Origin of the sequence: Paenibacillus sp. CR_12 (assembly GCF_041953985.1) — a bacterium.
Classification (GTDB): domain Bacteria; phylum Bacillota; class Bacilli; order Paenibacillales; family Paenibacillaceae; genus Paenibacillus_AQ; species Paenibacillus_AQ lautus_A.
This window is the reverse complement of the sequence record NZ_JAVFHO010000002.1, coordinates 1,486,280-1,512,827: the sequence shown is the minus strand read 5'-3', so window position 1 is coordinate 1,512,827 and position 26,548 is coordinate 1,486,280. Positions and strand designations below refer to the sequence as shown.

Annotated in this window: 28 protein-coding genes and 2 pseudogenes; 20 read left to right on the top strand and 10 right to left on the bottom strand. The window is 49.5% G+C overall.

The features are described 5' to 3' along the window. The 5 genes from RB297_RS10685 to RB297_RS10665 are packed head-to-tail and all read right to left on the bottom strand — an operon-like array spanning position 1 to position 4,127. Positions 1–609, bottom strand: coding sequence for a response regulator (locus RB297_RS10685; protein ID WP_096775927.1), 609 nt, complete (start codon positions 607–609; stop codon positions 1–3). Continuing rightward, positions 606–1,712, bottom strand: a complete 1,107-nt coding sequence (locus tag RB297_RS10680; protein ID WP_096775926.1) for a sensor histidine kinase — start codon at positions 1,710–1,712, stop codon at positions 606–608. Before RB297_RS10680 ends, RB297_RS10685 begins: the two co-directional genes overlap by 4 nt. A gap of 51 nt (positions 1,713–1,763) precedes the next feature. Further along, entirely contained in the window at positions 1,764–2,450 is a 687-nt protein-coding gene (locus tag RB297_RS10675; protein WP_096775925.1) for an ABC transporter permease, read from the bottom strand. Next, entirely contained in the window at positions 2,447–3,181 is a 735-nt protein-coding gene (locus tag RB297_RS10670) for an ABC transporter permease (RefSeq protein ID WP_096775924.1), read from the bottom strand. Before RB297_RS10670 ends, RB297_RS10675 begins: the two co-directional genes overlap by 4 nt. Before the next feature lies 1 nt (position 3,182). Next, positions 3,183–4,127 carry an ABC transporter ATP-binding protein gene (locus tag RB297_RS10665; RefSeq protein ID WP_096775923.1) on the bottom strand — a complete coding sequence of 315 codons (945 nt, stop codon included), beginning with the start codon at positions 4,125–4,127 and terminating at the stop codon, positions 3,183–3,185. A 174-nt stretch (positions 4,128–4,301) separates the two neighbouring features. On the opposite strand from RB297_RS10665, the gene RB297_RS10660 reads away from it, so the two are divergent. The 4 genes from RB297_RS10660 to RB297_RS10645 all read left to right on the top strand — a co-directional run bounded on the left by RB297_RS10660 (position 4,302) and on the right by RB297_RS10645 (position 8,673). Then, complete coding sequence (locus tag RB297_RS10660; protein ID WP_096775922.1) at positions 4,302–4,997, top strand: response regulator transcription factor; 696 nt, start codon at positions 4,302–4,304, stop codon at positions 4,995–4,997. Beyond that, entirely contained in the window at positions 4,994–6,529 is a 1,536-nt protein-coding gene (locus tag RB297_RS10655) for a sensor histidine kinase (RefSeq protein ID WP_096775921.1), read from the top strand. Before RB297_RS10660 ends, RB297_RS10655 begins: the two co-directional genes overlap by 4 nt. Before the next feature lie 175 nt (positions 6,530–6,704). Further along, a complete protein-coding gene (locus RB297_RS10650) occupies positions 6,705–7,913 on the top strand; it encodes a TolB-like translocation protein (RefSeq protein WP_096775920.1) in 1,209 nt (402 codons plus the stop codon). A 70-nt stretch (positions 7,914–7,983) separates the two neighbouring features. Then, positions 7,984–8,673 (top strand): stalk domain-containing protein, encoded by a 690-nt coding sequence (locus RB297_RS10645; protein ID WP_096775919.1) that lies wholly within the window; start codon positions 7,984–7,986, stop codon positions 8,671–8,673. Between the two features lie 169 nt (positions 8,674–8,842). Here the strand turns inward: RB297_RS10645 and RB297_RS10640 are convergent, their stop codons facing one another. Further along, positions 8,843–9,103, bottom strand: a complete 261-nt coding sequence (locus RB297_RS10640; protein ID WP_096775918.1) for a hypothetical protein — start codon at positions 9,101–9,103, stop codon at positions 8,843–8,845. A 132-nt stretch (positions 9,104–9,235) separates the two neighbouring features. On the opposite strand from RB297_RS10640, the gene RB297_RS10635 reads away from it, so the two are divergent. The 4 genes and pseudogenes from RB297_RS10635 to RB297_RS10620 all read left to right on the top strand — a co-directional run bounded on the left by RB297_RS10635 (position 9,236) and on the right by RB297_RS10620 (position 11,135). Next, entirely contained in the window at positions 9,236–9,619 is a 384-nt protein-coding gene (locus tag RB297_RS10635) for a nuclear transport factor 2 family protein (RefSeq protein WP_375120400.1), read from the top strand. 113 nt (positions 9,620–9,732) lie between these two features. Continuing rightward, positions 9,733–10,182, top strand: a pseudogene (locus RB297_RS10630) (GNAT family N-acetyltransferase); the annotation flags it as partial. Continuing rightward, the gene (locus tag RB297_RS10625; RefSeq protein ID WP_375120593.1) at positions 10,174–10,653 is read left to right on the top strand and encodes a GNAT family N-acetyltransferase; all 480 of its coding nucleotides are present in this window, start codon (positions 10,174–10,176) and stop codon (positions 10,651–10,653) included. The pseudogene RB297_RS10630 and the gene RB297_RS10625, both read left to right, overlap by 9 nt. A gap of 38 nt (positions 10,654–10,691) precedes the next feature. Continuing rightward, positions 10,692–11,135 carry a GNAT family N-acetyltransferase gene (locus RB297_RS10620; RefSeq protein ID WP_375120399.1) on the top strand — a complete coding sequence of 148 codons (444 nt, stop codon included), beginning with the start codon at positions 10,692–10,694 and terminating at the stop codon, positions 11,133–11,135. Between the two features lie 104 nt (positions 11,136–11,239). On the opposite strand, the gene RB297_RS10615 is transcribed toward RB297_RS10620, so the two are convergent. Then, positions 11,240–12,301, bottom strand: coding sequence for an S-layer homology domain-containing protein (locus RB297_RS10615; RefSeq protein ID WP_375120398.1), 1,062 nt, complete (start codon positions 12,299–12,301; stop codon positions 11,240–11,242). A gap of 530 nt (positions 12,302–12,831) precedes the next feature. Between RB297_RS10615 and RB297_RS10610 the strand changes: the two genes are divergently transcribed. Beyond that, positions 12,832–13,509 (top strand): class I SAM-dependent methyltransferase, encoded by a 678-nt coding sequence (locus RB297_RS10610; RefSeq protein WP_375120397.1) that lies wholly within the window; start codon positions 12,832–12,834, stop codon positions 13,507–13,509. A gap of 40 nt (positions 13,510–13,549) precedes the next feature. Continuing rightward, on the top strand, positions 13,550–14,026 hold the full coding sequence (locus RB297_RS10605) for a DinB family protein (RefSeq protein ID WP_375120396.1): 477 nt from the start codon (positions 13,550–13,552) through the stop codon (positions 14,024–14,026). A gap of 77 nt (positions 14,027–14,103) precedes the next feature. Here the strand turns inward: RB297_RS10605 and RB297_RS10600 are convergent, their stop codons facing one another. From RB297_RS10600 to RB297_RS10590, 3 genes are all read right to left on the bottom strand, one after another. Further along, positions 14,104–15,675 carry an acetamidase/formamidase family protein gene (locus RB297_RS10600; protein WP_096775912.1) on the bottom strand — a complete coding sequence of 524 codons (1,572 nt, stop codon included), beginning with the start codon at positions 15,673–15,675 and terminating at the stop codon, positions 14,104–14,106. A gap of 220 nt (positions 15,676–15,895) precedes the next feature. Beyond that, positions 15,896–17,380, bottom strand: a complete 1,485-nt coding sequence (locus tag RB297_RS10595) for an endonuclease/exonuclease/phosphatase family protein (protein ID WP_096775911.1) — start codon at positions 17,378–17,380, stop codon at positions 15,896–15,898. A gap of 388 nt (positions 17,381–17,768) precedes the next feature. Further along, on the bottom strand, positions 17,769–18,860 hold the full coding sequence (locus tag RB297_RS10590; protein WP_375120395.1) for a class I SAM-dependent methyltransferase: 1,092 nt from the start codon (positions 18,858–18,860) through the stop codon (positions 17,769–17,771). Between the two features lie 436 nt (positions 18,861–19,296). Between RB297_RS10590 and RB297_RS10585 the strand changes: the two genes are divergently transcribed. The 10 genes and pseudogenes from RB297_RS10585 (at position 19,297) to RB297_RS10540 (ending at position 26,545) form a co-directional block, all read left to right on the top strand. Next, a complete protein-coding gene (locus RB297_RS10585; RefSeq protein WP_375120394.1) occupies positions 19,297–19,746 on the top strand; it encodes an NUDIX domain-containing protein in 450 nt (149 codons plus the stop codon). Positions 19,747–19,831: 85 nt separating this feature from the next. Next, complete coding sequence (locus RB297_RS10580; RefSeq protein WP_192571159.1) at positions 19,832–20,233, top strand: hypothetical protein; 402 nt, start codon at positions 19,832–19,834, stop codon at positions 20,231–20,233. Between the two features lie 42 nt (positions 20,234–20,275). Next, positions 20,276–20,818, top strand: coding sequence for a YfiT family bacillithiol transferase (locus tag RB297_RS10575; protein WP_015736525.1), 543 nt, complete (start codon positions 20,276–20,278; stop codon positions 20,816–20,818). Positions 20,819–20,908: 90 nt separating this feature from the next. Continuing rightward, complete coding sequence (locus RB297_RS10570; RefSeq protein WP_096775906.1) at positions 20,909–21,376, top strand: NUDIX domain-containing protein; 468 nt, start codon at positions 20,909–20,911, stop codon at positions 21,374–21,376. A gap of 16 nt (positions 21,377–21,392) precedes the next feature. After that, on the top strand, positions 21,393–22,091 hold the full coding sequence (locus tag RB297_RS10565; RefSeq protein WP_375120393.1) for an HAD family hydrolase: 699 nt from the start codon (positions 21,393–21,395) through the stop codon (positions 22,089–22,091). A 26-nt stretch (positions 22,092–22,117) separates the two neighbouring features. Next, the gene (locus RB297_RS10560; RefSeq protein WP_096775904.1) at positions 22,118–22,999 is read left to right on the top strand and encodes an alpha/beta fold hydrolase; all 882 of its coding nucleotides are present in this window, start codon (positions 22,118–22,120) and stop codon (positions 22,997–22,999) included. 15 nt (positions 23,000–23,014) lie between these two features. Continuing rightward, positions 23,015–23,530: a hypothetical protein gene (locus tag RB297_RS10555; RefSeq protein WP_096775903.1), complete on the top strand. Its 516-nt coding sequence runs from the start codon at positions 23,015–23,017 to the stop codon at positions 23,528–23,530. A gap of 32 nt (positions 23,531–23,562) precedes the next feature. Further along, complete coding sequence (locus RB297_RS10550; protein WP_375120392.1) at positions 23,563–24,249, top strand: class I SAM-dependent methyltransferase; 687 nt, start codon at positions 23,563–23,565, stop codon at positions 24,247–24,249. 20 nt (positions 24,250–24,269) lie between these two features. Continuing rightward, positions 24,270–24,536, top strand: coding sequence for a hypothetical protein (locus RB297_RS10545; protein ID WP_096775901.1), 267 nt, complete (start codon positions 24,270–24,272; stop codon positions 24,534–24,536). A 299-nt stretch (positions 24,537–24,835) separates the two neighbouring features. Then, a pseudogene (locus RB297_RS10540) lies at positions 24,836–26,545 on the top strand (DUF4855 domain-containing protein). The last annotated feature ends 3 nt before the right edge of the window (positions 26,546–26,548 follow it).

The following is a 26,548-nucleotide window of genomic DNA, read 5'->3' as shown; positions in this document are numbered from 1 at the left end:
TCACAACGACTGCCTCCAATAATAGATCGCCAACTGGGTTCTATCCCGGAGCTCCAGCTTATCCAGAATGATCGAGAGGGTATTGCGCACGGTTCCTTCGCTGATAAACAATTGCTCGGCAATTTCCCGATTCGAGCAGCCTAAGGCAACCAGCTCGAGAATATCGTTTTCCCGCGGGGTAAGGTCGGAACGATTCTCTTTTTCGGGCAGCATCAAGGTCTTCAGCACATTGGCATCCACAACGGAACTGCCGGAGGCAAAAGCACGAAGCTGTTGTGCCATACTGGAGACCTGCGTCGACTTCAGCATATACCCTTCGGCTCCGGCTAGCAGCGCCAGGCGGATACTATGCTCATCTTGAAACGTGGTCAGCATCATAATCTGCACTTGGGGCCATTTTTGCTTGATTTGCCTTGCCGCTTGGATTCCGTCCATACCAGGCATCCGAATATCCATGAGGACGATGTCCGGCAGGACCTCTTCACAGCATCGAATGGCTGCAGCGCCGTCATTCGCAGTGGCCGTTACTTCCATATCCGGTTCTCTGGATAGAAGCAGCCTGAGACTCTGACATATCAATGGATCATCATCCACAATGAGAATGTTCATCGAATGCCCTCCTTTTCCATAGGTAATACGCAGACCAATTGAAAGCCGCTGGACGTATTGGTGGAGATGCTCCCGCCTGCCGCCTGGGCTCTTTGCCTTAGGTTGCGGAGTCCGGTTCCAGGCAGCGAGGAGGAATCCAAAACGCCGTCATTTTGGACGCTTAACCGCACGATATGTTCATTGACGTCCAACGATACTTCAACGTGTTTGGCTTTGGAATGACGCACCGCATTGGTCAAGGCTTCCTTGAGGCAAGCATTCAGGATGACCCACAGATGGGCAGCTATACGGGATGTATCTCCGTAAATTTGCAGCTGTACAGGCATCGCTTTGAAATTGCGGCAGATCTCCTCTAGGCTCCGAATGCCGATCGCTTGGACAGGCTGCATATTATGGACCGTTTCCCGCAGCTCCAGGGCGCTCCTCGACAAACGCATCTGGGCTTGAGCAAACATGTCTTCCGCTTGCGGGTCATTCTCCCTCCATAATGTTTCAAAAGCTTGAAAGGCTAACAACGCGGCTGTTAATTCATGGCCGACCTCATCGTGCAGCTTCTGGGAGATTCTGTGACGCTCTCTCAGCTCTGCAAGCTGAGCCGTTTGGACATTGGCCATGAGCAGCTCACCTTTCAATATTTCCAATTCGTAGCGATCGCGACGCTCCTGATCTGCCTCCAATCGATACTGATGGATTTGCTTGGACCAACATAAAACGATCCATCCTGCAAATGAAGCTTGAACGAGCATGAGAAGAAGCGGGAGGTCCGGATCGACATAACCGATGACAAACGCTGCGAGGATGGGCAGGGAAAACAGCGGTTTACCGGCAAGCATGGTTTCAAATAGCGGCAGAGCCAGTCCGAAGCCGGCCTCCGGCCAGTATGGAATGATGGACATGCATAGAATCTGGTCGACCAGTGTTGTCCATGAAGGAAGGGAAAACCGCCATCGGGCTATTGCCAGGATCGCTAAGGCGAAGACCAGGACGAACCCTTCGGTCCCGGCATCTCCCATAAACCACAGAGCGGCCAGAAGCAGCAGGGCAAACATTCTCCAAATCACGACCGCTATGCTTGGGGACCACGAATCGGTATAGCTTCTCATGAAAACCTCCCATGGCATACGTACTCTTTTCCCCATATCGTAACATATTTTTCAAGCCAGTTTCCTTCGGCTGCCAACCAGCATAAAAGCGATCGCAAACAACAGCAGGATCCCGAGCGGAGTGAGTTGTTCCGCGAACAAGCCTCCGTTCTTAGCAAGCATGATTCCCTCATGGAACCAATAGGTAGGGGATAACATGGCGATTTTCTGCAGGGATGCAGGCATAGCCTGAATGGGAAATAAGGTTCCTCCGAGCACTGCCATGATCAAGATGATTCCCAGCATAACGGCTGTAGAAGATTCAGGCTGGCGGAACATGGAGCACCACGCGAGAGAGAAGCTAATCGCGGTGACCGAGAACACGCTGAACATGCAGAAGAGTTGAATCAGACTGCCAAAAACATCGGCATGCAGCAACCAGGCGCTGAATGTGACCACGGCGCTTTGTCCTACGAGCAGCAGAGCGAAAGCAAGCAGATTCTGCGATAAATACTTGAAGTGGGTCACAGGTGCAACGCCGATCCGGGTCATCATTTTATTCTTCCGATCCTCCATGATCATATGAACGAGTTTGGAGGCACAGAATAACAGCAGGATTCCATAGAAGTGATACCCCAGCGGTAAGCCATGCCAACCGCCCACTGGGAGGAGAACGACGGCTGCGGGAAGGCCTAACAGCAAGATAAGGTTGGGCAAGCTGCGTACGCTCCGGATGAGCGCGAAGTTAAATATCGTCAAGCGAGCTTCCTCCTCCCAAGCCATGCGCTGATCATCATGCATATCACGGTTAAGGCTAACAGCAATAGTATGCTTAGGTACGCTGTCCCTTGCCCGCCATCGACAAGCATCTCCAGGACGGCCATCTTTCCGAGGGATACCGGATTCCCATAGGACGACATGAACTCAAAGAAACGGTGATCCGGGAGAGGAAACATTAATCCGGTTAAGATGATGAAGCCGATTCCAAGGACTTCAGATACCCTTTCAGCCAATTTTATGTTATGGATGGATAATGTCAGCAGCAGATGTACGGACTGCGCAAAGAAGGAAAAAATAATTAATACCAGCAAGACCCAGCCCAGCGATCCCCACGCGATCCCGAACACCCAGGTTGTGAATAGCACCAAGACCAACCCTTGCAAAGTGCTGAAGAGCGTGCAGGCAAGAATAAGAGAGCTTGAATACACCGTTACGTTAATAGGGAGCGAATAGATTCTCCATTTCCGGGTTTTAAGTAAATCGATATCCAAATAACTCATCAAATACGTGCCGCCAAAAAACTGAACGCCCATAATGGTCGTAACGGCCATCAAGTCCAGCGGAGGAACCCCCTTCATGCCTTCATAGGGTCCAATAACGACACCCAGCACGGTAATGACGACCAGTGGCAGGCCCACCAGAAGCAGCTGCCCGATGGGTTCGCGTATCAGGCGCAGCAAGGAGAAGTACGTCATTCTGAATATAAGCATTTTAAGTCCCCTCCGCGTCACGTAGTTGCTTGCCGGTAAGCGTAAGGAATACGTCTTCAAGCGTAGGTTTCTCCGCATGGATGGATAGGACGCCGCCCGCGCTTTTGGCCAACGACAGGATGCGATCCAGATTTCCTGCACCTACTCGTGATATGATCTGAATTTGCGTTCCATTCAAAACCACGTGCTTGACTCCATCCAGCTGTTTGATGTTATCGATCAGATCCTTCGTCAGCTCCACGACTTCCAGCTTGATCTTCTCTTCATGGTGGATGTTCTTTACCAACTCATCGATCGTCCCCTGCGCGATGACGTGGCCTTGATCCATAATCACGACGCGGGATGCGAGGGACTGCACTTCTTCCATGTAATGGGTAGTGTAGAGAATGGTCGTCCCCCTTTTTTGCAGCTCGCGGACCGATTCCAGGATGTGATTTCTGGATTGGGGGTCGATTCCAACCGTAGGTTCGTCCATGATCAGGAGCCTGGGTCTGTGAATAATAGAGCAGGCGATATTCAGTCTCCGCTTCATTCCTCCGGAAAATTTGGAAGGACGTTTATGGGCTTGATCCGTTAGTCCGACGAACTGGAGCGTTTCCGTGATTTGTCTTCTCAATTCCGTGCCTCTTAACCCATAGATTCCGCCAAAAAAGGCGAGATTCTCGTGAGCGGTTAAATCCTCAAACACGGTGATATCCTGCGTAACCAGTCCGATCTTTCGTTTAACCTCCAGCATAGGGCCGCTTGGCCGTTCCCCAAACAGCTCGATGTTTCCGGAATCGATGCCAATTAAGCCGGATAACGCATGGATCAATGTGGTTTTACCTGCACCATTCGGCCCAAGAAGGCCGAGTATTTCTCCCTGCCTGATTTCTAAATGGACATGGTCCAGGACAAGCTGATGCCCATAGCGCTTAATGATATGGTTCATGGTAGCGATTGTCATCCGAATCCTCCTTTGCTTGAGTGCTTAGCTTTATTATGGCCACCGGACGAAAGCGTTCATAGTTACAATTGTAATGAAATCGGCAGGGGACCGCTGTTGAAATATGATGCCGGATACGTTACCATCATGGAATTAGCAAATGTGTAATCGGCCAGTAAAGGAGTCGTATCTGCGATGACGAAGGTACTTGTTGTAGATGATGAGATCAGTATCTCAAGCGCAGTTGCTTATGCGCTGCGAAGGGAAGGATATACGGTAGAGACCGCAGGGGACGGGCAGGAAGCGCTGGAGCGCGTGGAATCGTTTGATCCTGACGTGATGGTGCTCGATGTCATGATGCCGAAGCTTAGCGGGTACGATGTTTGTCGCAGGCTCGGGGATCGGCAGCGTCCTGCCATTCTGCTGTTGACGGTGAAGGACGATATTGTGGATAAGGTGCTCGGGCTGGAGCTTGGTGCCGATGATTATATGACAAAGCCCTTTGACATGCGGGAGATCATCGCCAGGGTAAAGGCATTGTCCCGAAGAAGCCGTACTCCTGAGGCAGCCGGGAAGCAAGCCCCCGAAACGCATGTGATCCGGATAGCCGGACTTACCATTAACCTGTTAAATCGAACCATTCATGCCGAAGGCAAGCCTCTTGAACTGACGCCGAAAGAGTTTGACCTCATGGCTCTCCTGGCCCGGAATCCGGAGCGGGTATATTCGCGAGAGGCCTTGCTTGAACAGGTATGGGACATGGATTTTGCCGGCGGCACGCGTACGGTAGATATTCACGTCCAGCGATTGCGCAAAAAGCTGGGAAACCAGCATGAAGTGATCCAGACCGTGTATGGCATCGGGTATAAAAGCACGGAGATTCCATCATGAACAAAGGAAAAGTGCGTTTCGGCTTAAAGTGGAAAGTCGCACTGCTTCTCGCTCTGCTGCTGATCGCCGTTGTGGTTGTTCTAAGCACGTTGGTTCTTGCCGGGATACGGGAGGACCAGCGGGTGCGCCTGGAGCAAACCTTCGCCCAGGAAGCAGAAGCAGCCAATCTCAGGATTCATCAGGAATTACTGACGAATCCTCAAACGCAGCCGGATGATTTTATGGAAAATGTCGGCCAACGGCTGGCCGTCGATCTCGGAACCCAGAGCGGTATGCCGGTGACCCTGTATAAGATAGATGGTACATTCACGGGGACTTCTCTTCCGTTCCAGCCGAAAATGGATGTACAGGACGCGCTTGCTCACACGGCGCAAGGGCGTTCCGCCTATATTACCGAGGGCGACCAGCTGTTATATCTTGCCCCGCTTCGGAATATGGAGCAGCCGATCGGAACGATTCAATTCCACGCCTCCCTGGCCGAGCAGCATGCGTTCTATGACCGGATCCAGACAATGTTTATCGTGACGGGTCTTGCGGTGCTGGCCGCCGGGTTCCTTATCGGTTTTCTGTACGTGTGGCGGCAGGTGCATGTCATCAGCAGATTGAACCAGGCTGCGCAGAGGATCGGCGAAGGCGTCTATCTTCGTGAGCCGACGGTGAAGCGAAACGATGAGCTCGGCGAGCTGGCGCAAGGGATATATGAAATGAGCGGGCGAATTTCCTTGTCGGTGAACCAGCTCACGGAAGAGAAACAGAAGCTGCTGGATGCCATTGATCGGCTGCGGGAGCTGGAACAGCAGCAGAAGCAGTTTATCGGGAATATCAGCCATGAGTTGAAAACGCCGCTGACCTCCATACTGGCCTACGCGGACCTGCTTGAGATGTATCGCGACGATCCCGCGCTGCTCGAGGAAGCCCGAGGACAGATCAGCCGGGAAGCACAGCGGCTATATCGCCTGGTAGAAAAGGCGCTTCAGTTATCGTCCATGGATATATATGAATTCGAAACCCACGCGGAACACGTAAACCTCATGCCGATTCTGCAAGAGGCGGCAGCCCGGCTGGAGGCCAAAGCAGAGCAATCGGGCATAACGCTGCGATCCTCATTATCCGAAGGCAAGGTATGGGCCGATCCGGAGAATCTGATGCATATGATTTTGAATCTGCTGGATAACGCCATTAAATATAACAGGCCCGGTGGGACTGTTACGCTATCGAATGAAGTGGACCGGGATCCACAAGGCAATGATCGCATGGTCATTAAGGTAAGCGATACCGGAATCGGAATTCCGGACGAAGCCCGGGAACGGATCTTTGATCCGTTTTATACGGTGAGCAGCGACCGCTCCCGGGTACATGGCGGTACCGGCTTAGGATTATCCCTGGTTCGCAATTTGGCGGAGAAGCAGCGCGGTTATGTGGAGGTTGTGGAATCCAGCCCAAACGGTTCTACGTTTGTGGTCACCTTGCCGATGGAACGGCCGCAATCCCAGGAGGTTCATTCGGTGGAAGAAAGCTCAGACTTGGAATAGGTCTGGGCTCTTTTTAAAATGTACATCTTTGTTTACAAGTTCGTTACAAGCTCGATATCGTATCGAGATATTCGCATTCTATACTGAGTTCAACAGGGAAAGAGGCGGCATGACAAGTCACATGAGTTGCAGCTGCCGAAGCTCCTTGGGGGAGAAGCATTGGAGGAAACCTGTCATGAAACATAGATTTGGGAAGCATGGGATGAAGTTGCTGTCTATCGTTGCTGTGGCTGCAGCCCTTGCGGCCTGCCAGTCCCAGGATCGGTTGACGATCGTGGAACCGGGCAGTCAAACCAGCCAGCCGCCTGTATCGAATGCCGGAGGAGGTAAGACACCGGGAGAGCGCAAGCTCACGGTCGTTGACGGGGCGAGCGGGCAGGCCGGTCGGGAAGTGGTCGTGAATCAGACGCACCGGATTGCCTCGTCCAACATCGAGACGTGGATATCGGAGGATATGGTCAGGGCCACTACCACCAAAATGGTCAAGGAAGCAACCGCAACGGAAGAACCGAAATATGCGTACGCCACCGAAGAGGTGAACGTAAGCACGGGCGAGCGGCGTGAGCTCACGAATCATGAAGCGTCGCATCCAGGCCAACATCTGGTCAAGGAAGAAGTCTCGCCGGACGGTAAATATAGCTTTGTACAGAAATGGAGGGATAAGTACACGGCAGACAATTTCATGAAGGATCTTAATACCGGCAAGAGCATTCCGGTAAAAGGGGACAACTACATGGAAATTGGCGGTTGGCTCGATGCGGATACCTATGTTCTTGCGGCAGGCTCCATGAGCGGCAAGGGAGAGATTCGTCTCATTTCCACGGACGGTACTTACACCACCACCGTCATTGAGGATGAGGACGTTGAAGTTTACAACCAATTCGGAGCGAGTAAAGGCCGGATCTATTATACCGATGTGAATCAGGTGCTTAAGGTGGTTGAACCGGGGCAGTCGAAGCCGGTACAGCTCATCGAAAATGTATGGAGTTTCACCATCTCCCCGGATGGAGAGTACATTGCCGTCTCCACAGCAACCAACACGGAAGGGAACTCAGGCAGCAATTTACTGATCTATGACGCAGCCGGCAGCTTGCAAGGATCGCTAATCGGAAAAGGCAATCTGATTTCTTACCCGTCCTGGTCGCCGGATTCTGCCAGATTAGCCTTTGATGTGTACTCGGAGAATGAAAGCGGAATGAACGGCGTGTATGTGTTTGATACGGCTTCCGGGAAAGTAAGCTGGATGGCGCCCTATTATTCAGCGGTGCATCCAGCGGCCCATCCGGTCTACCCGTTGACTTGGAGCCCATCTGGAAAAAGACTGGGAATTACGATTGACGATAAAGAAGCTTTAATTGCGACGCATGTCATTGATTTTCAATAAAGTTATTGCGCTTCATACTATGACTCATCGACTTGGAAGGTTGGTGAGACAAACGAGAGGGATGAATGAAATGAAACAGTTGAAAAAATCAATCGCGGCGGTTGCCGTGCTGGGAATGACCTTAACGGGAGCGGCAGGTGTTTATGCGGGAGCCAACCTGGAGAAAATCTCGGCTTACCTGAATCACAGCATCGGCATCAAAGTGGACGGTACCGTCTATAACACGGGCAAGAAATTGACTCCGATCACGTATCAGAATACAACGTACTTGCCGGTACGCGCGATTGCCGATGTGCTGGAAGTTCCTGTGCGATACGATGCGAAGAATAACCAGGTGTTAATCGGAAGTAATCCTGGAAACGGTCAGACGATCGAGCTGACCAACGTGAAATACAGCGATGCCCAACTAAAAGAGATCAAAAGCGCATTCGCCAAATTTGATGGTTTCCAAACACCGTACGCTCCAAGTCAGATGGTAAAAGGCGATGTGTATCAAAAGACGGGCGCATCGGCAGATGGCGTGAACATGGTCTTCAAACATATGACGGTGTACATCTCTCCAAGAGACTACTCTCATGGATATGACAGCAAACCGGTTACATTGTCCAATGGGGTTAAAGCGAAATGGTATACACCGGATGACACGGATATGCTGGGATTTCAGATCAATGACCGCTTCGTGACGATCAGCTCTCCGGATCATTCCTTAAGCAAAGCGCAGCTGGAGAAGGTTGCAGTAAGCGTTGCCCAATTGAAATAAAGATAGAGATAATTATAAGGTGATAGAGATATATTTCAGATATGAAAAAGGAAATAGAGGTTCTTACGAGGAAGCTTGCAGGGTGAACGGAATAGCCTGCGAGCTTTTTCATATTAGAAACTCGTAGATAAAAAAGAAGCAGCAAGACGCTGCTCCTCCCATCGTTTCATTAGTTGCGCTGCAATAACAGGTAACCGCTAATGTTGGATGTTCTTTGACGAAATACGATTTTGAAACCTACATCATGATCCTGCAAGCAGGCCAAGGCGGTTCTAAGCAATGCATTCGGCGTCAAATCAGCCCGGCAAGGTGAAGCATTGCCGATGACGCGGGCAGCAACAATTCTGCGAGGAGAACCCGCAACCAGAGGATTTCTGGACCAGCTGATTAATACTAAATCCGGTTGAGGAACAGCAGTGATACGACCCATTCAAATCACCTCTTATACTATAGTAGAGTCCGTATATTAAATGACCAGTTGATGAGAAATGTGCAAAGCGAAAGGCGGAGTTTTTCAAAAACAGGGTTGACGCCCAACAAGGGACGAAAGGGGAAAAATCGTATGAATCCTATGAAAATGAGGGACATGGTTGAGAAGTATGTAGAAGCCTATAATTCGTTTGATATTAACGGGATGCTAGCTCTTCTGCATGAGGAGATCGAATTCAGAAATAGTTCTAGCGGATCGGTGGACGTGGAGACAAAAGGCATTGAGGAATTTCGGGAAATAGCCGAACGGTCCAAGTCGTTATTCTCCCACCGTTGTCAGACTATCGTTGGTTATTCGTTTGAAGATGGCAAGCTTCAGATTGAGATTGACTACGAGGGTATCCTCGCTAAGGATCTACCTAACGGTATGAAGGCCGGGGAGAAGATTCATATGAAGGGAAAGTCCGTATTTGCGTTTAAAAACGGTAGGATCGCCGTGATAGAAGATTATAGTTGATAAGGTTAGAAGTATTTAGGAAAAGTTTATCTAAAGTCGTTTAATCCCGGAAATAGGGTTTCTTTATATGGTATTATTTGGGTTAATGCATGCTCGCTTGGGGGGGCCATGATATGGACATGGAGTTGAAGCCGGTTGACCGAAAGAACTGGGAAGAAGCATTGGCAATGCAGGTTTCGGTCCAACAGCAGGGGTTTGTACCGGCGGTAGCCGTATCTCTCGCCAAGATCTACATCAAACCGGACGGTGATGAAGTCGAATACCTTCCCTTTGCGATATACGTGGGGAACCGAATGGTTGGATTTATCATGCATGCCTATGTGATGAATTCATCCGATATGTATTGGATTAACGGCTTTTTAATAGATGCGGGGGAACAGGGTAAGGGATATGGCAAAGCAGCTTTACTCCAGATGATTACATGGATCCAAAGCCAATTTCCGCAATGCGAGGAAATACGCCTGACCGTGCATAAGGATAACCGGACAGCGAAAAATTTGTACAGCAATCTAGGTTTTGTTGAAACGGGGAACTGGTTCGGCGATGAGGAAGTTATGAAGCTGAATGTTCAATCCAAGCAAGAGCTTAAGAGAAGGGGGAGTGACCCATTGTCGCAAATCAACATCAATCGTAGCAGCCCGGAAGAAGCGCTTGCGGTACGGACGAACCTGATTCAATTTAATGCACGGTTTATCGCAGAAGATTTGCAGCAGAATTACGAGGAGATCAACTTACATATAAAAGAAGAGCATGGAGGGATCGCAGGCGGCATCAACAGTGTATTTTGCTGGAATTGGATTGAGGTCGATATTCTGTGGATCGATGATCGATTTCGAGGGCGGGGATATGGCTCAAGATTACTACAAGAGATTGAGACGATCGCAAAAGAAAAGCAATGCACCTTCATCAAGCTCAATACCTTCAGCTTTCAGGCGCCGGCATTCTACCGTAAACATGGATTTCAAGAGATAACTCGCATGGACGATGCTCCAAGGGGTCATCAGCAATATTATTTTATTAAACATTTGGCGTAAACCAGTGTGACATCAACAACGATTCGAAGGAGCTTGACATGATTAGACTGCAGCCCGTAAATAAGGATAATTGGACCGAATGCATTAAACTGAAAGCGAAACCGGAGCAAGAAGGCTTCATTGCCTCCAATCTGTATTCGATTGCCCAGTATCAATTTCTCGAACAATTTGAAGCGATGGCCATTTATGATGATCAGACGATGGTCGGGTTCGCGTTATATGGCTTGGACGCCGATGACGGCAACTATTGGATTTACCGTTTCATGATCGACGGGAATTTCCAAGGAAAGGGCTACGGGAAAGAGGCTTTGCGATACATCGTTGAAGAAATCCGAAACAAGCATGACCGGACAGATGTCCTTATGCTAAGTTTTGATCCGAAGAACGAACGGGCCAGACAGTTGTACATCAGAGCGGGTTTTGAGGAAATCGGCGTTATGCCGTGGTCGGGTGGTGAATCCGTAGCGAAGCTGGGGCTCTGAGACATCAACTTAGTGGTGTTCGAAAAAAGCGTGATGGGACGACAAGCATTGTATGACAAAAAAGGGAGTGCATACTGTATGCAACAGTTATGCACTCCCTTGTGTCATTTTAATTGGAGATTGGGTTCATACCATACGGCTTGGGTAAAGTCCTGGAACGTATCAGCGTAATAATACATAACTTCAATGTTGTTATTTTCGCCGGTTGCTTTTTGACCCTTGCTTCGGATAATGGGGATGAATTCCGCATAGTATGCGCCATTCAAGGGGATTCGAACAGGCTGCTTAGGGTTGCTCAACTGCTCGTAAGTATAATAGGATGGCTCCCCGTTCACGTTGATCTGCAGGTCGATTTTCTCCGAAGCCTTCAAGGCCAGATAGAATTCCGGCAGGACATCGGAATTCACCAAAGCAAAGTCATAAACCGGACTTTGTCCGTGTCCTGATGGGGAACCCGCATAGATAAAGTTTCTTGTGCCATTCGGAATGAGATCATCCGGCGATGGTTCCCGGACATAGCTGCCGCCATCAAAATAGTCGTAAATTCGATGCAGGACGACCGCCGTTTCGGCTAACGTTACCTTTTGATTCGGGCGAAAATAGCCTTTGGCGTCGGGTTTCATGATGCCGGCCTCGGCAAAGCCGAGCAGTGCATAGGCTTTGACGTAATCCAGATCGGAGGCTAAGGAAGGCCCGTATTTTTTGTCTTGCATCAATCCGATTTCGGGTGCCAGTGGCTGATAGGCATACTTCCATTTGTCATAATCCTTGTAGGAATTGAAATATCTTTTGGGCAGGTCTTTAATCGCCCGCAATCTCGCGATATCCTCACCGTCCGATAACTCCAAGGAATAACCAATATCATCGAACAGTGCATTCAGCGTAATCAACAAGTCCCAGCGTGTTAACACTTTCTCCGGTATATACTTGAAGGTTTCATCGTCGTAATTGATTCTGTCTGCGGCTCCGATTAATCCGTTCGGCGCCGAAGGTATGCTGCCGTAAACATCCTTAAAAATCTGGTAGGATGGGTGCCCGTTAGGGACGCCGGGAATGTTGAACTTCTTATCAGCATCGACTCGAAAATCGGTAAACAGCCGGTGAACCATAAGGGTAAGATCGGCTTTGGTCACCATCCTGCCTAACGTTTTTGTCCGATACTCCATGTTCTCAAAAACTCCATGGGATCTAAGGAAGTCAATGGACTCATTAGCCCATGCATACTTGGCTTGACCAGATTCCGCCGCACTTGCCACGGATGTCATGCAAAACGATAAAATAAGGGTTAAAGATAATAATTGACGCCACCTTTTTAAAAACATGAAATCCTCCTGTATGTATCGATAGATTGGATGAATATTCCTCCATTGTAGACGACAAATTATGACAATAGCAATGCTTTTTTAGTCCTCCTTACCTATTGAAAAAAAGAGTCGGTTTGCATTGTTTTTGATCCGAAGCGTATTGGACGCGAAGACGAATGCCGGGGAAATCGATTGAAAGTGGATGATTTTCGACGGGTAATTTAAATGTAACCGTTGACATTGCGGAACAAAATGGTAATATTTTAAGACATTAGCAATAGCGGTTGATTCGTTGATTCGGTACCTGTTGGCATGCACAAGATCATGTAACGACAGGGTTGTGCCATCTTGGATTGTGAATGCAGTACAGCCTATCACGGAGGGGGGAACGCATGGGAATCGACTGGTATGACATGATCGCGCGCAGGAATGGCGGTTATAGAGGAAGAGCGGTGTGTACCGTAGTCGGAAGATCGGCGGAAGAAGTGTTTGAGGAGCGGCTGGTGGAGATGCTGCCGCAGTATCATTCCGTGCTGGACGCAGGCTGCGGGCATGGTGAGTTCACGCTTCGGATGTCCAGACATGCTGAGAAAATCATTGGCTTTGACAATTCCGCGGAGATGATTCGAATCTCCCAATCCTTGCTCGAGAGCAGCGGAACCCGGAATGTGGAATTCGTGTTTGCCACGACGAAGACACAGATGCCTTTTCAAGACGGGCAATTCGACCTTATCTATGACCGCAGAGGACCTACCTCCATCCTGGGACATCCCAGGATATTAGCTTCAGGCGGCACCATCTTCGGGATACATACCGATGTGACTCACGTTCGAAGGCGATTGTCGGAGAATGGCTACATGAATGTCGAGATTGAAGAGTATAATGAAGCGATTATGTACTTCCCGAATGCCCACGAATTTGCATTAAACCTGTCGGATACGCCAGGCAATCCCGATTATACTTTACCGGAAATGAAGGGTGAGCTCGAGGCCAGGATACGGGAGAACCAGATCGACGGCCAGCTTGGAGTTCGCGAGCACAAATATATCTGGAAAGCGATGAAGGCGTGAATCAAGGATCTTTTATCATACCGAATAAGGAGTGTGCGATATGGATCATGAGTTCAACCGGAAGTGGCTGGAGGACAAATTTGAAAACATCCGCAGCCGTATCTTGAAAGCGTTGGTGCAGTTAAACGATGAGCAAGTGAATTGGCGGCCCAATCATTCCAGTCTGAGCATATCTACGTTGATCAGGCACATCGAAGGCAACATTCAAGAACGGGTCACAAAAGGGATATTGCAACAAGACGTTGCCCCGCGAAACCGGGAGCAGGAGTTGACCCAGGTATTTGTCAGCCGGGATGATCTGATCCAGATTGTGAAGAATCGGTTCCAGTTCCTGATCGATACGGTAAAATCCATGTCGAGTCAGGACTTTGAAGGGGTTCAATCGGTCCGGGGAAAAGAACGGAGCAATCTCGACATCCTGCATCAGTGCGCTACGCATTATTCGGAGCATATGGGTCAAATTTTTTATATCGCCAAGCAGTGTTTGACGGTTCAATATAAAACCACATCGATCTAATGAACGAGCCCCCTTAGATGGCGTTTCCAGCTAAAGGGGCCTTTTTTCGGTACAATTATATAGACAAGTGCACAAGATTAATTCAGGGAAGGCGTTACGCTGGCTTTCAGCACATTCCCGCTGGTGGTCCAGTTCACATGGGCTCCGAACAGAGCAGGGATTGTTTTGATGGGAATCATGGTTATGCCATTCTTCATGATGGCCGCTTCGCTGTTGTACACCGCCTTGCCATCCATTTCATAGATTGACTGTCCGATCGGGACGGTTAAGTTTTTGCCCGGGGCGGTTGCTAAGGCCGCATGCCGTTTAGGGTCCCACTCCACTTCATATCCCAAACCTTCAGCGAGCGGACGGAGGGGAACATAGAACTCATCCCCGATGATGGAGGAGCCTAGTGCCGAGCCGTTGATGGCGATCGACAGCTTAAGATTGTTGATAAAATGCCGCTTATGAATCAGCGCATGTATACCTTTGGTTTTGTCCACTACTTGGGAGACCTCGTAGTCCGTAGCCGCACTCATGTAGGCGTAGGCCGTTGCGCGATCCATGCCCAGCTTCTCATTCAAGAAGCCAAGGGCTTCGCGCACCGCTTCCTTCATGGCCTCATCCAGATCGGGGTCGAGACCGACGGGAATCCAGTAATCCTCCGTTTCGGCAAAAGGCTGCTTGAGCTCTGCACGCGGCAAGGATGGATCGCCAGCTTTCAGCACCGTCAACCGGAAGGTACCGCGAAGGGAGGCCTCCATTGCGGTCAAGGCAACCTCGCCGTCTCCCTGTGCAAAATGAGGATCGCCGGTATAGAAGAGCCCGCCTTTTACCTGAATCGGAAGATACAGTGTAGATCCGACGCCAAGCTCATTGATATCGATATTGCCTCCGGTTTCGATCGGCGGGACGCTGCTAACTTTTTCACTGGTATCCGGTGCGACGCCCATAAGTCCCATAAAAGGCTTGAGCGGGAAGCGGACATGCCCGCCCTGTTCAACGGGAAGCACGCCATAGAGTTTACCGTTGATTTCTTCTACCGGCGTGAATTTGGAAATATTTTGGTATAACTCCGGATTTGCTGCGCTTGCTCCTTCCTTGCGCCCTTCATTCTCGGGATATTCGCCGGGAAGGGCACCCTTATAATGCCGGTTGGATATGACGCCGTAGGGAACCCGGGGGGTGAGAGAAAGAACCTCGACCTTCAACACGTCTCCAGGTTCTGCTCCCTGGATTCCGATCGGTCCCGTTACGACATGCGGTCCATCGTTGTCAAAATCATGCTGCAGCTCAGAGGCAGCAACCGCTTTAGCGTCATCTAGCACTTGATCCGGCCGGATGCCGAAGGAAGCAAAGTACTTCTCCGGATCCCTTCCCTGGTCTTCAAGGATGCCTTCATGGGATATCGTATCAAACGTGACGGTGCTGCCGGAGGTGACGGTCATGATGGATTTGCTGTCCCGATTCGGTAGATGCCCCCAACTGATATTCTCTACGGTGCTGGGGACATAATAATCGGCTCCGAGTTGCTCATTGCTGGTGGATTGCAGGATGGGAAACGAATCGAGGGCAGCGGCTTGCGCGGGTACAGCGGCGAACAAGGAAATCGTACATAAAGCTGCGGTGATGGAATGAAAGCGATTATTTCTTTTCCTTGATGACATATTATCTCCCCCATATCCTGTGCATATTATCAATCTAGCAGCATTATACATGGAGAAGGATAAGTTTAACAATATTTATGTTATGTTATATGACATGAAAAGATGAAATTAATTACATAGAACTAGATTTCTGAGGGTGAATACCTAAAAAACCTTCCACGCACCATGAGCCTGAGTCATGGCATGTGGAAGGTTTATCTGTTTTTTTGGAGTATGAAGCTTACGGCTGACCAGGGGAAGGGCGCTGAAATGTGTCTTTTTTCTGCATAATGCTCATCAGCGGCGCAGGCTCCTGATAGGTGATCGATTCGTTCACACCGGCATCCAGCTGTCCGTTATTAAACTGGACCCCTACGAGATGCGTGCCGGATGGCGATGAAATACCCAAGGAACGTCCGCTGGTGGAGGTTCCGTTCAGGCCCTGATTGTTGCCCGGCGTGAAGACGGCAAGCATCTGAGACGGTAAGAGCTCATCCCCATCGGCATGATAGTTGGCAAGGAACTGCTCCAAGCTCAGGTCATAACAGCAAGGCTGCTTCTTGATCCAGACCACCTTGGTTTCATTCGGGCCGATAAGGGTGTTGGTGCTGTAGCGATCCTTCGTAATGGTCCAGCGGTTGGACTTGGATTTGTCGAACGGAAGGGCAGGGTCGTAATAATAGTAGATTTGATACCCTTCCAGGTCGATTTCCCGGTTCGTGGGGTTATAGATCTCCACATAATTGTAATTCCCTTGCTCGTTCGAGTTGGCGACCACTTCGGTGATATGCAGAGCCGTGGTCAAGGGCTGCTTGGGCACCGTTTCTCCGGTGGTTTTGTTGGATTGTTGCAGGGTGCCCTCCATCATGACGGGATAATGATCGCTAGGGTATTGGTCGTCTTCCTTGTAGTTGATAATCTCGCTGTGCAGGACATTCCAACCTTGGCCGTGCAGAATCCAGTCGATCCGGTTTCCGCTGCCGCCGCCCGTAGGGTCCTTGTAGTTATGGAAGGTTCCCAGATCATCGTTGGTTCGCTTCTTGGCCGTGACATGCGCATCCGACAACCCGTTGCTTGTAAAAATCGAATACGTATCGCTCCCCGGAAGCGTGTTGAAATCGCCGGTGATTACAACGGGGATATCCGGGTCAAATGCCTTCATCTTATCAACGATAAGTGCCGCACTCTTCTGCCGGGAAACCTCGGATTGATGATCCAGATGCGTGTTCACCATATAGAAGGTTTTGCCGTTTCGAAGATCCTGAAAGCGAACCCAGGTTGCCATCCGCGGAATTTGGTTGCCCCAGCTGGCCGAGCTGATCGTCTGGGGCGTATCGGACAGCCAAAAGTGAGACTGCTCCAGTGGCCTCAGCCGTTCCGTATTATAAAAAATCGCCATATATTCCCCTAGGCTCCCGCCTTCACGTCCGACTCCGATCCGATCATATCCCGGCAGATCATTCTCCAGATCCACGATTTGCCGGTGAAGTCCTTCCTGCGTTCCAATGACGTCCGGTTGATGCTCCAGGATGAGGTTTCTGGTGACTGGGCGGCGTTTCTCCCATGGCTGACTGTCATTGGCGGCATACCGCAGGTTGAAGCTCATAACCTTTAAAGGACCCGACGATGCTTCCGCGGTGCTTCCCATTTCGCCGGAAGCGGATAGCGATGCCGTCGTCAGAAATGTAAGCATCATGAACAGGCTGGTGATTTTGGGGATTCTCATAAAAATTCCTCCTTTGTCATGTGCAAGAATATATTCCTAATGGATGCTAAGCAGGTCACTTGTCCTCCCTTCCTGATTTGCCCATATCATATCGTATTTTTAGCGGGCTGCGTATTTACATTTTTTTAGGTTTTTGCTGTTGTTTTGGTTATTCTTTGGAAAGCCACCTGTGATCCCTCGCGGGTTGATCCATGGAAGTCCATCAGGCTGTTTGTAATATGTAAACCTAGCTCCGCCTCTCCGGTTGTTTCCGGCTCCGCAGTGGTAGGGAACAAGAATGAGGCCAAGAAGGCCATTGTCCTGCAGGCCCCTTTGACCTCAATACCGTCATGAACGTAAATAACGCCTCAAGAAGCACAGGCTCCCGAGTTTTTTGTAACCACCCATTTCAGGTTTTTAAGAATACACCGAGTTCCCTTACTTTCCCTGTGCCCGATGTGGCCGCCAGCTTTACATACCGGGTGAAATGCGTATTTTGCAGCAGCAACGCTTTTTCCGTTTCCGGCTCGCCGCCTGATTCCCAGAAGAGCATATCGGTAATGCATTGATTGATTTTCCGCATAAAAGCGTTACGGATATCTTGGTCTCCCATATGATGATAAAAAACGGTTAACAGGAGGCCGATCTCATACCGCTGAAGTCTTGATGAAGATTCGAAGCGGTCCGGAAGAAGGTCAAAGTTCACCCTTTCCAGCCGATTCAGCCGCAAAGCCAGATCATAATGCTCAGCCAGCGGCTCCAGTCCGGTCACGTGCGCACCTTGGCGGGAGAAATGCCGCGCGTAATATCCGATATTGCAGCCGATATCGATCACTTTCGTGCCGAGAAGAGAACGTGTACCCAAGAAATCCATAATGACATCAAGTCTTGTCGGATAGGCTTGATCGCGCTCGCTCTTCAAATGAAGATAGGAAGGGTGCAGTATGGGGGTATAAATAAGGCTCCGTTTATATCTCTGAAAAGAATCGGCAACCTCTGACAGCCCTTCGATATTCATCCAGTCCATATAATCTTCGCTGGACATTTTGACTTTCATGCTCCGTTTACCTTGGCAATACAAAAAAGTCGACCTGTGATGTCCGTCCCTCAGGTTAAAATAACCTCCTGCGCGATTAAATTTCACCAAAGGCGGGTCTTGGTGAAAAAAAGCGCTATTGGACGACAGATCCACCTTCATCATGTGATACTGATTTTTCCTAAAGGAGAGGACCTCTTCATCCTGTAAAGGCGGGTCGATTCCCCTGGTGAGAAAGATCTTCTTATACCAATCCAGGTACTTGGACGGGCTGGCTTGTTCGTTCATGAAATATCGGTACAGGCTCTTGTGCGAATCAAAACGCATGATCGGCATATCAGCGGAAAGCTTATGATGTTCGTACCAGCTATCGGTGTAGTTGGGAATATCTTTTTTTCTTTCCTCCGTAATCAGATCCGTGAACAGCAGTTCGATCGGGACATCAATATTTACATACCCGGACATCGCTCAACCTCCAATTTATCGTAGTTTCCTTATTTCGAAGAAAATAAATAGGTAGAAAAATCTCCGATGGGAATGTTCTGTAGAACATGCTTGCTTCTTGCAATACTGGCATTCAGAAGGGTAACCGGAGAATTTGACATCATGATCATGGGGCGATGTTCTGGAGCATTCAGTATTCAATAATATACTCTCTGCCTTATTAGCTTGACCCGACGCGTGACTCTATCTTTAAAAAAGACTTCTAGCAGCGGTGGGCCAAATGCTTGGGAAGGAGAGGCATTCGAGTTGAAGGCTCAACAACGTCGTTCGATTGCGTGTTATGTGCGTTAACGGTAGAATAAGGGGAGTTACCAGATATTTCATCCAAGAACCCTCCTCGTGGTTAACGCCAAAGGCGGGTTCTGTTTATGTAGATCATGTGCAAAGGATTGTGGATATGACGGAAAATGGGATCGTGCTTGTGGTCAGCGTTACCCTCGTACAGGGAGATCAAGTGTTTATTATCCAAGAAAATAAACCTTCGGTTCGGGATACCTGGAACTTCCCGGGAGGGCGCATCGAGCCTGGGGAAACGATGTTTGAGGCGGCTATTAGAGAAGTGAAGGAAGAAACAGGGTATGAAGTACAACTGACGGGCACAACAGGGGTTTATCAGTTCATCAGCAGTTTGAATTACCATATCGTCATGTTTCATTTTACCGGAATCGTGACGGGGGGATCGCTTGAGTTGGGAGCTGACGAGATCAAGGATTGCCGCTGGGTCACGCTGCCTGATATCTTCGCGGATGACAGCATGATATTCCGGGATGCCGAAGTTATGAGGCGGATTGTGGAGAGCCTCGAAAAAGGCGTACAGCACCCGCTTGCGCTGTTTCATCCGTCTTAACGCTTCTAACTTCGGGGGCATCGCATAATCATAATTCTTAGCGGATATTTCGTATTATTTTTTCGAATAAAGGAGCGAAAGAGGGATGATCCAACCTAAAAAAATGGCTTTTGGCGGATTTGTTGTGATCGGTATGGTCATGCTGCTCTACCTGATGACAGAAACTCATAATGAAATTCAAAGGGCCTATACAGATTTATCTCCCCAGCAATTCTCGTTATTAAAGATGAGTTTATACGGATTCCTGTTCGGAGTTTTAATAGAGTGGAGAGCACTGGGTAGTTTAATTCAGGGGCAAGTTCGATTAAGGTGGCTGTTATTGCCCGCTGCTATACTTACAGTTATCATCTTTATTCCTGGTGTTTATTGGATCGAGTGGTTTGGACTTGGAAGGCTGTTTGTTATTGAGATGTTCGGGAAACCGGAAATACACATGCTGCTTTCCGTATTATCCGGTGTATTGTTTATTCGATCTATCTGCGACTAGAAACATATGAAGGGTACGATGATGTATTGAGGAGGTAAGGAAGTGGTGGTCAGCATCCGTTATCCCCTGGGCTCCTTTGAGCCATTGGTGGAGCCAACTTTGGAGGACAGACAGAAGTTTATGCAGCAGATCCCTTCAATCGTACCGACGCTTCGGCAAATCATCATGAAGTGTCCTCTTTCCCAGCTGCACATGCCATACCGTGAAGGTGGCTGGAGCATTCAGCAAATCGTGCACCACCTCGCCGATAACGACATGAACGCTTACTTGCGATTCAAACGGGCATTGACCGAGGATGAGCCGCTGGCAAGCTCGTACCGGGAGGATTTATGGGCTGAGCTGAGCGATTACACGGAAGTTCCCGTGGAGAACTCGCTCTCGCTTCTGGAAACACTCCATTTTCGTTTTCTTATCCTGCTTAAGGATCTACATCCCGAGGATTTCAAAAGAACCATGAGAACCCAAGTGCTCGGCAGCTTTACCCTGGACATCGCCTTGCAGCGATTCGTATGGCACAACCAGCATCATATCGCACAGATTAGATCCATAGCGAACCTCGAAACTGTGAAGTTACATAAGGAGTGAGCCCATTTGAGCTGGAGATCCAGGCAGAAGAAGGTAGATTCCAAGCCTTCCATGTCAGCATGAAGAACAAAACCAAAGGAGCGTAAAGCCATGGGAATGTCGGATTACTATAAAGATTTGAGAGACAAGATCGGAGATCAGCTGATATTCATGCCGTCCGTTGCAGGCATTATCCGAAATGATCAGGATGATATTTTGTTCGGAAGAAAGCATCAGGAAGAATTATGGGGCCTTGTAGCAGGTGCCATCGAGCTGGGTGAGTCGCCGGCGGAGGCGATGATTCGCGAGGCGAAGGAAGAGACGGGGCTTGATATCAATCCTGAGCGAATCATTGGGGTGTATGGCGGAAAAGAACGCCGATATACATACAGCAATGGGCACCAAGTGGAGTACCTGACCATTGTGTTCGAGTGCAGCGTTGTGAGCGGTGAGCTGGACCCGGAGAATGACGAGTTTGCGGAGCTGGCGTTCTATCCGGAGGATCAGCGGCCACAGACGGCTTTGAAATATCCGGAACCTATCTTCATCAAGGGAAATGGAGAGAGAGCCCATTTTTAATAGAAAGCAGGCGCCTATGACAGTAAAATCGATCATCTTCGATCTGGATGAGACATTAACGGACAGAAGGGCAGCGATTAACACGTTCATCAAGCGATTGATTGCCAGGTACTTTCCCGACTCCGATGAAGCTGCCCAAATGATGATAGCCAATCGATTCAAGGAAGCGGATCATAACGGCTATCGGGATAAGCGCGAAGTATATGAGATGCTGGTCGAGCAGCTTCCGTGGGTGAATCCCCCGAAGGCGGATGAATACCTGTCATTTTTCAGAGGGGAAATCGCCAGTTGTATCCAGCCGATGGATCAGCTGGTTTCCGTCCTGCGCGAGTTGAAGACTTGGGGACTTAAGCTTGGCATTATCACCAATGGAACCGTTCAAGTCCAAGAGGGCAAGATCCATCAGCTGGGGATTCGCGAATACTTCGATTCTATCGTGATCTCCGAAGAGGCTGGCGTCAAAAAGCCGGATCCGGCAATCTTTACGAGAGCTCTGAGCCGACTTCACGCGATGCCATCAGAGACATGGTACGTCGGAGACCATCCGCATAACGATGTAATCGGGGCCGCACAATGCGGTATCAAAGCCATCTGGTATACAAGAGACGGGAGATGGGACGACTCTTTGGACGTGAAGCCATATAGGACCATACGTAAGCTGGAACAATTGATTCCTATCTATGCCGAACACCATGAAGGCAAGTGCATAAGATAAAGTTTATGTCATTGGAGGTGCAGGTATTGAAGCGATTCAAAAGCAATCATGGACAAAAGCTCGTCTATGCATCCTACGACCGCCTGCTGTCAGCGTGGACGGTACCGTATGAGCAGCATAATATTTCTACTTCCTACGGTATGACCCACGTTATAACAGTAGGTTCTTCGGATCTTCCTCCGCTGCTGCTACTGCATGGAACGGGCGATAACGTCGCCATGATGTGGATATATAACGTGGAGGAGCTATCCCGTAACTTTCATATCATCGCGGTGGATAATATCGGAGGGTCCGGGAAGAGCGAGCCGAACGACAAGTATGCTCGCGAATTCAATCAGGCAACATGGTTGGACGAGGTCCTTGAGGCAATGAACGTGGACGCTGTCTATATCGCGGGCGTATCCTACGGAGCTTATCTGGCCTATCATTACGCCATCGTCAGACCGGATCGTGTGAACAAGATTGTATGTTTGGCTGGAAGCATTGCCGGAAGCCAGTTTGAAGTGATGAGCAAAATGATGCGGGCTTTTCTGCCGGAAGCCTTATTCCCTTCGGAACGGAATGTGCGTTCATTGCTTCGTAAGCTGTGCGGTACCCATGCAGATGCATTTGAGAACAACCCGGAGCTTATGCAGCACTGGTTCTACTTGCTGAAGTACTTCAACAATCGCTCCATGATGAAGCATGCGATTACGATCCATTCGCCTGCCGACATTCAGGCTATTCGCAGCAAGTCCATGTTCGTTATTGGCGAGCGGGATTTGCTTAGTCATTATCCGAAAGCGGTTGCCAGATTGGAGACGAACGGGATGCGCTACCGCATCGTTAACGGGGCGGGTCACGCCATTAACCATGAGATGCCGGAGCTCGTTCATGAAGAGATTATAGGCTTTTGCAAGGAAGCTTGAGCGAGGTGTGCCGATATGAAAATGAGACGTTTTGCCGCTTTAATCATCATTGCGCTTGCCTTGCTAGGCGTGGTTCTATTCGGCAATATGATGACGCCTCGACCTGGCAGCAGCTCCGGAAACGGCAATCCTGCCATCCTGCTGCTCATCCCTTTAAGCATTCTTTTTCTTATGTTGGTCTATCAATGGATTCGTATTTTTAAAGACCTGAAGATGCCTCTCAGCTGGTTAAGCCTCGTGATCTTAGCTCTGGCTGGCTATATCACAGCGGGTTATGCATATCAGCTTCATCGACTCGAAATCTATAGAGAAATCCTAGCCGAGGCTTTCCAATTGAGGTGGGGCCAAACGGACTGGGATCACATCGAATCGATAACGTCCGGCGGACTCCTTTCGATACATATGAACAATCAATTTTTCAATTGGAACACGTATTTCATGATGATTGCCTTCTCGCTGCTGCTGTGCTTCATGTACAAACTGATACAGCACATCATGAACAGAAGACAAGGAACATCCGCGGAGAATTAATTCCGTAAGCGGGCTGGATAGGGGGACAAATTGTGTCTATTGATGAAATTTACGACAAGCAGGCTCAAGCCTATGAGGCCATGGTTAGCAGACAGCCTGTTTTATCTGGACTTATCCACAGGGTCAAACCGTACGAAGGACTGGATGTCCTTGATTTGGGGGCAGGATCAGGCCGATTATCCATGCTGCTTGCCGCCGACGCTAGATCATTGATCTGTACCGACATATCGCAACCCATGCTTGATATTTTGGACGATAAATGCTCTGAAGCTTTAGATGCTCGCAATTGGACCACCATGGTTGCTGATCATCGCAATCTCCCGGTTGCTTCATCGAGTGTAGATCTGATTGTATCGGGCTGGAGCATTAGTTATCTGGCCGATTCCAGCCACGAGGAATGGCGTGAGAATCTTGAACTTGTGATGTCGGAGCTGCATCGAGTTTTGAGACCCGGGGGGACGATCTTGATACTGGAAACGATGGGAACCGGAACGGAGACGCCGAATCCTCCCGACTTCCTAACCGGTTATTACGCTCAATTGGAGCAGCAATACGGGTTCAGCCATCAGTGGATTCGGACCGATTATGTTTTTGATACGGTAGAGGAGGCATTGCTAAACACAGGCTTCTTTTTCGGTGAAGAGTTAACGGACAAGATCATAGCGAACCAATGGTCAACGGTGCCGGAGTGCGCGGGGGTCTGGTGGAAGCATGTTTAACTAGGAGGTGACGCGGCCACGTGGAGCTTCTAATCTATGTCGCGTTGTTCATCCTGAATATTCCGATCTATAAGTGGATCTTTAGACGGATATTCGATGACGTGGATGATCTGAAGCAGTCGGTGAAGTATTCGTTAACGCCGGATATTATCTCCTTGTTCCGCAGACGTTTTTGGAAGGATCAGTTCGGGGAGCTCAAGCTGTCCGTTTTCTATTTTTGTTGTTTACTGATCTTCGTCATGGAGTGCGTGGTCGTGGCGAAGGTGATTGGCGTGATCTTTCGATGAGTTAGCAATGCTTTAGATCAGTGGCTATCGTGGGTCATTCCGCAAGGTTGGTCTTCTTATGTCAAGAATAACGGCTAGGTAACTTTAGGTATGAATAGGTCTGACGAAGGGCGCCTATAGCAGGTGTCCTTTTTTAATCCGCAATCATGCACATAAAACCACACGATTCGACGGCAATCCAAAATTTCCATTTGGTTCAAATGGCTGATGGTGGGAATTACGCTATGTATGGCACAGTATTACCAAGTCACATATGAAACCGCATTCATGAACCAGTATCCAAGTCGGGAGGGAAATGAATGAAACGAAACAGAAGGCAAGGGATTGCCGCAGTTATTGCAATATGGATAGTACTGTTATGGCTGCCGACAGCCGAGGCGGCCAAAGACCAGCCTGAATTGCGAAACCTCGCTGCAGGTATCGGGTACACATGGTCGGAGCAGCCGGAACCAAGCTATGGGGATGCGGGGAATAAGTTAACGGACGGGAAGTACGGTTCGACGCTCTTCACGGATCCGGCATGGACAGGACATCTCCGCAAGTCCACGCGCAGCGTCATCTTCGACCTAGGGGAGAAGAAATCGATCGCTCGGATTCAAGCGCATTTCCTCCAAGATTCTTCGGTCGGAATTGCCTATCCGAACACGGTGTCCATGTATGCGTCCAACGATGGCTCGCAGTGGGGAACCCTCGCGCACATCCCTAGCCGTGAAGTGAGATGGGCAGAAGTTCCGGCAGGCGCTCAAAACTATATCTGGGACGGCAGCGAGGATGGGTTGGTTCAGCATCACCCCAATGCGACAATGGCCTATGCCCAATATGTCAAAGTTACATTTACCACCGATGTGTTCGTGTTTTTGGATGAGATCGAGATCTGGGGGACGGATGGCAAATTGAACAAAGCCAAGCAGGTATCTGCGGATCGGCTTGCATATCACGAACCTGGGAAAGCAACAGGCGGAATGCGTAATCTCGTGCTATTGAATAACGAGAATGGTCCGAGTGGGGCTGATAGGTGGACGAAAGATAACCTAATCCCTTACGTCAGTTACGTGAATGAACAAGGTGAACCGGAGGATTGGTTGTTCGAGGGGGTGCTGTTCCACAGCGTGTTGTCACCGAGTGGACAGGATTTCACGAAAGGAACTGCTACCTTCGGCGATTGGAAGGGTTATTTAGACCAGATGTTCGCGGATCAGGGCGATCTGCAGCAGTTGAACGAAGCGGTGACCGAAGCGGGCAGGAAACTGGGAGAACGGGGTCATAAGGTGAACGTCGTGTTGATGATGCCGAACCCGGGTGATACCGTGACGGATTTCGGCGATGTGGATGGCGATGGTGTGACTGAGAATTTTAATTCCACCGCCATTGGCGCCGAAGCGGCTTCCGCCAATAAGCAAAAGGCGGTTACCTGGTGGATTCAGCAGCTCAAGCAGCGTTGGAAGGAAGAGAAGTACTCAAATCTGAAGCTGAACGGCATCTATTGGGGCGGCAAAGGCATTAGCATGACCGATCTGAACGAAACGAATGTAATCCAGGCAACGAGTAAGCAAGTGCATAAGCAGGATATGAACTTCTACTGGATTCCAAGCTTCCAAGGCAACCGGAATTATGATTAGAGGTATTTGGGGTTTGACGCCGCGCTGCTAGAGTCGGGCGCTTACGCTTCCGCTATTCCGCAGCGAGTAGAGGATGCCGCGGTCTTAGCGAAGCAATATCAGATGGGAATCGAGCTGGAGTTCGATGAACAGATCAATACCGACACTGATAAGCAGGCACGATACGTCGATTTGCTGAACGGAGGCATTGACTATGGCTATATGAGTCAAGCATTGTTGGCATTCGATCAAGGCCGTACGGCTTCATTACTCCGCAGTGCCAAGAGTACGGACCCGATGGTTCGTCAGAATTACGACCTCATGGTTCAGTTCGTGAAAGGGACGTATGCGAAGCCAAAACCTTGCTCTAAACAGCCGGAAGGTCCCGTGGCTTCGGATGCGACGCAATAAGTC

Coding starts and splice junctions, on each gene's coding strand:
- RB297_RS10685 (WP_096775927.1), bottom strand. CDS start 609: ATGAACATTCTCATTGTGGATGATGATCCATTGATATGTCAGAGTCTC.
- RB297_RS10680 (WP_096775926.1), bottom strand. CDS start 1,712: ATGAGAAGCTATACCGATTCGTGGTCCCCAAGCATAGCGGTCGTGATT.
- RB297_RS10670 (WP_096775924.1), bottom strand. CDS start 3,181: ATGCTTATATTCAGAATGACGTACTTCTCCTTGCTGCGCCTGATACGC.
- RB297_RS10665 (WP_096775923.1), bottom strand. CDS start 4,127: ATGACAATCGCTACCATGAACCATATCATTAAGCGCTATGGGCATCAG.
- RB297_RS10660 (WP_096775922.1), top strand. CDS start 4,302: ATGACGAAGGTACTTGTTGTAGATGATGAGATCAGTATCTCAAGCGCA.
- RB297_RS10655 (WP_096775921.1), top strand. CDS start 4,994: ATGAACAAAGGAAAAGTGCGTTTCGGCTTAAAGTGGAAAGTCGCACTG.
- RB297_RS10650 (WP_096775920.1), top strand. CDS start 6,705: ATGAAACATAGATTTGGGAAGCATGGGATGAAGTTGCTGTCTATCGTT.
- RB297_RS10645 (WP_096775919.1), top strand. CDS start 7,984: ATGAAACAGTTGAAAAAATCAATCGCGGCGGTTGCCGTGCTGGGAATG.
- RB297_RS10640 (WP_096775918.1), bottom strand. CDS start 9,103: ATGGGTCGTATCACTGCTGTTCCTCAACCGGATTTAGTATTAATCAGC.
- RB297_RS10635 (WP_375120400.1), top strand. CDS start 9,236: ATGAATCCTATGAAAATGAGGGACATGGTTGAGAAGTATGTAGAAGCC.
- RB297_RS10625 (WP_375120593.1), top strand. CDS start 10,174: ATGAAGCTGAATGTTCAATCCAAGCAAGAGCTTAAGAGAAGGGGGAGT.
- RB297_RS10620 (WP_375120399.1), top strand. CDS start 10,692: ATGATTAGACTGCAGCCCGTAAATAAGGATAATTGGACCGAATGCATT.
- RB297_RS10615 (WP_375120398.1), bottom strand. CDS start 12,301: ATGGAGTATCGGACAAAAACGTTAGGCAGGATGGTGACCAAAGCCGAT.
- RB297_RS10610 (WP_375120397.1), top strand. CDS start 12,832: ATGGGAATCGACTGGTATGACATGATCGCGCGCAGGAATGGCGGTTAT.
- RB297_RS10605 (WP_375120396.1), top strand. CDS start 13,550: ATGGATCATGAGTTCAACCGGAAGTGGCTGGAGGACAAATTTGAAAAC.
- RB297_RS10600 (WP_096775912.1), bottom strand. CDS start 15,675: ATGTCATCAAGGAAAAGAAATAATCGCTTTCATTCCATCACCGCAGCT.
- RB297_RS10595 (WP_096775911.1), bottom strand. CDS start 17,380: ATGAGAATCCCCAAAATCACCAGCCTGTTCATGATGCTTACATTTCTG.
- RB297_RS10590 (WP_375120395.1), bottom strand. CDS start 18,860: ATGTCCGGGTATGTAAATATTGATGTCCCGATCGAACTGCTGTTCACG.
- RB297_RS10585 (WP_375120394.1), top strand. CDS start 19,297: ATGACGGAAAATGGGATCGTGCTTGTGGTCAGCGTTACCCTCGTACAG.
- RB297_RS10580 (WP_192571159.1), top strand. CDS start 19,832: ATGATCCAACCTAAAAAAATGGCTTTTGGCGGATTTGTTGTGATCGGT.
- RB297_RS10570 (WP_096775906.1), top strand. CDS start 20,909: ATGGGAATGTCGGATTACTATAAAGATTTGAGAGACAAGATCGGAGAT.
- RB297_RS10565 (WP_375120393.1), top strand. CDS start 21,393: ATGACAGTAAAATCGATCATCTTCGATCTGGATGAGACATTAACGGAC.
- RB297_RS10555 (WP_096775903.1), top strand. CDS start 23,015: ATGAAAATGAGACGTTTTGCCGCTTTAATCATCATTGCGCTTGCCTTG.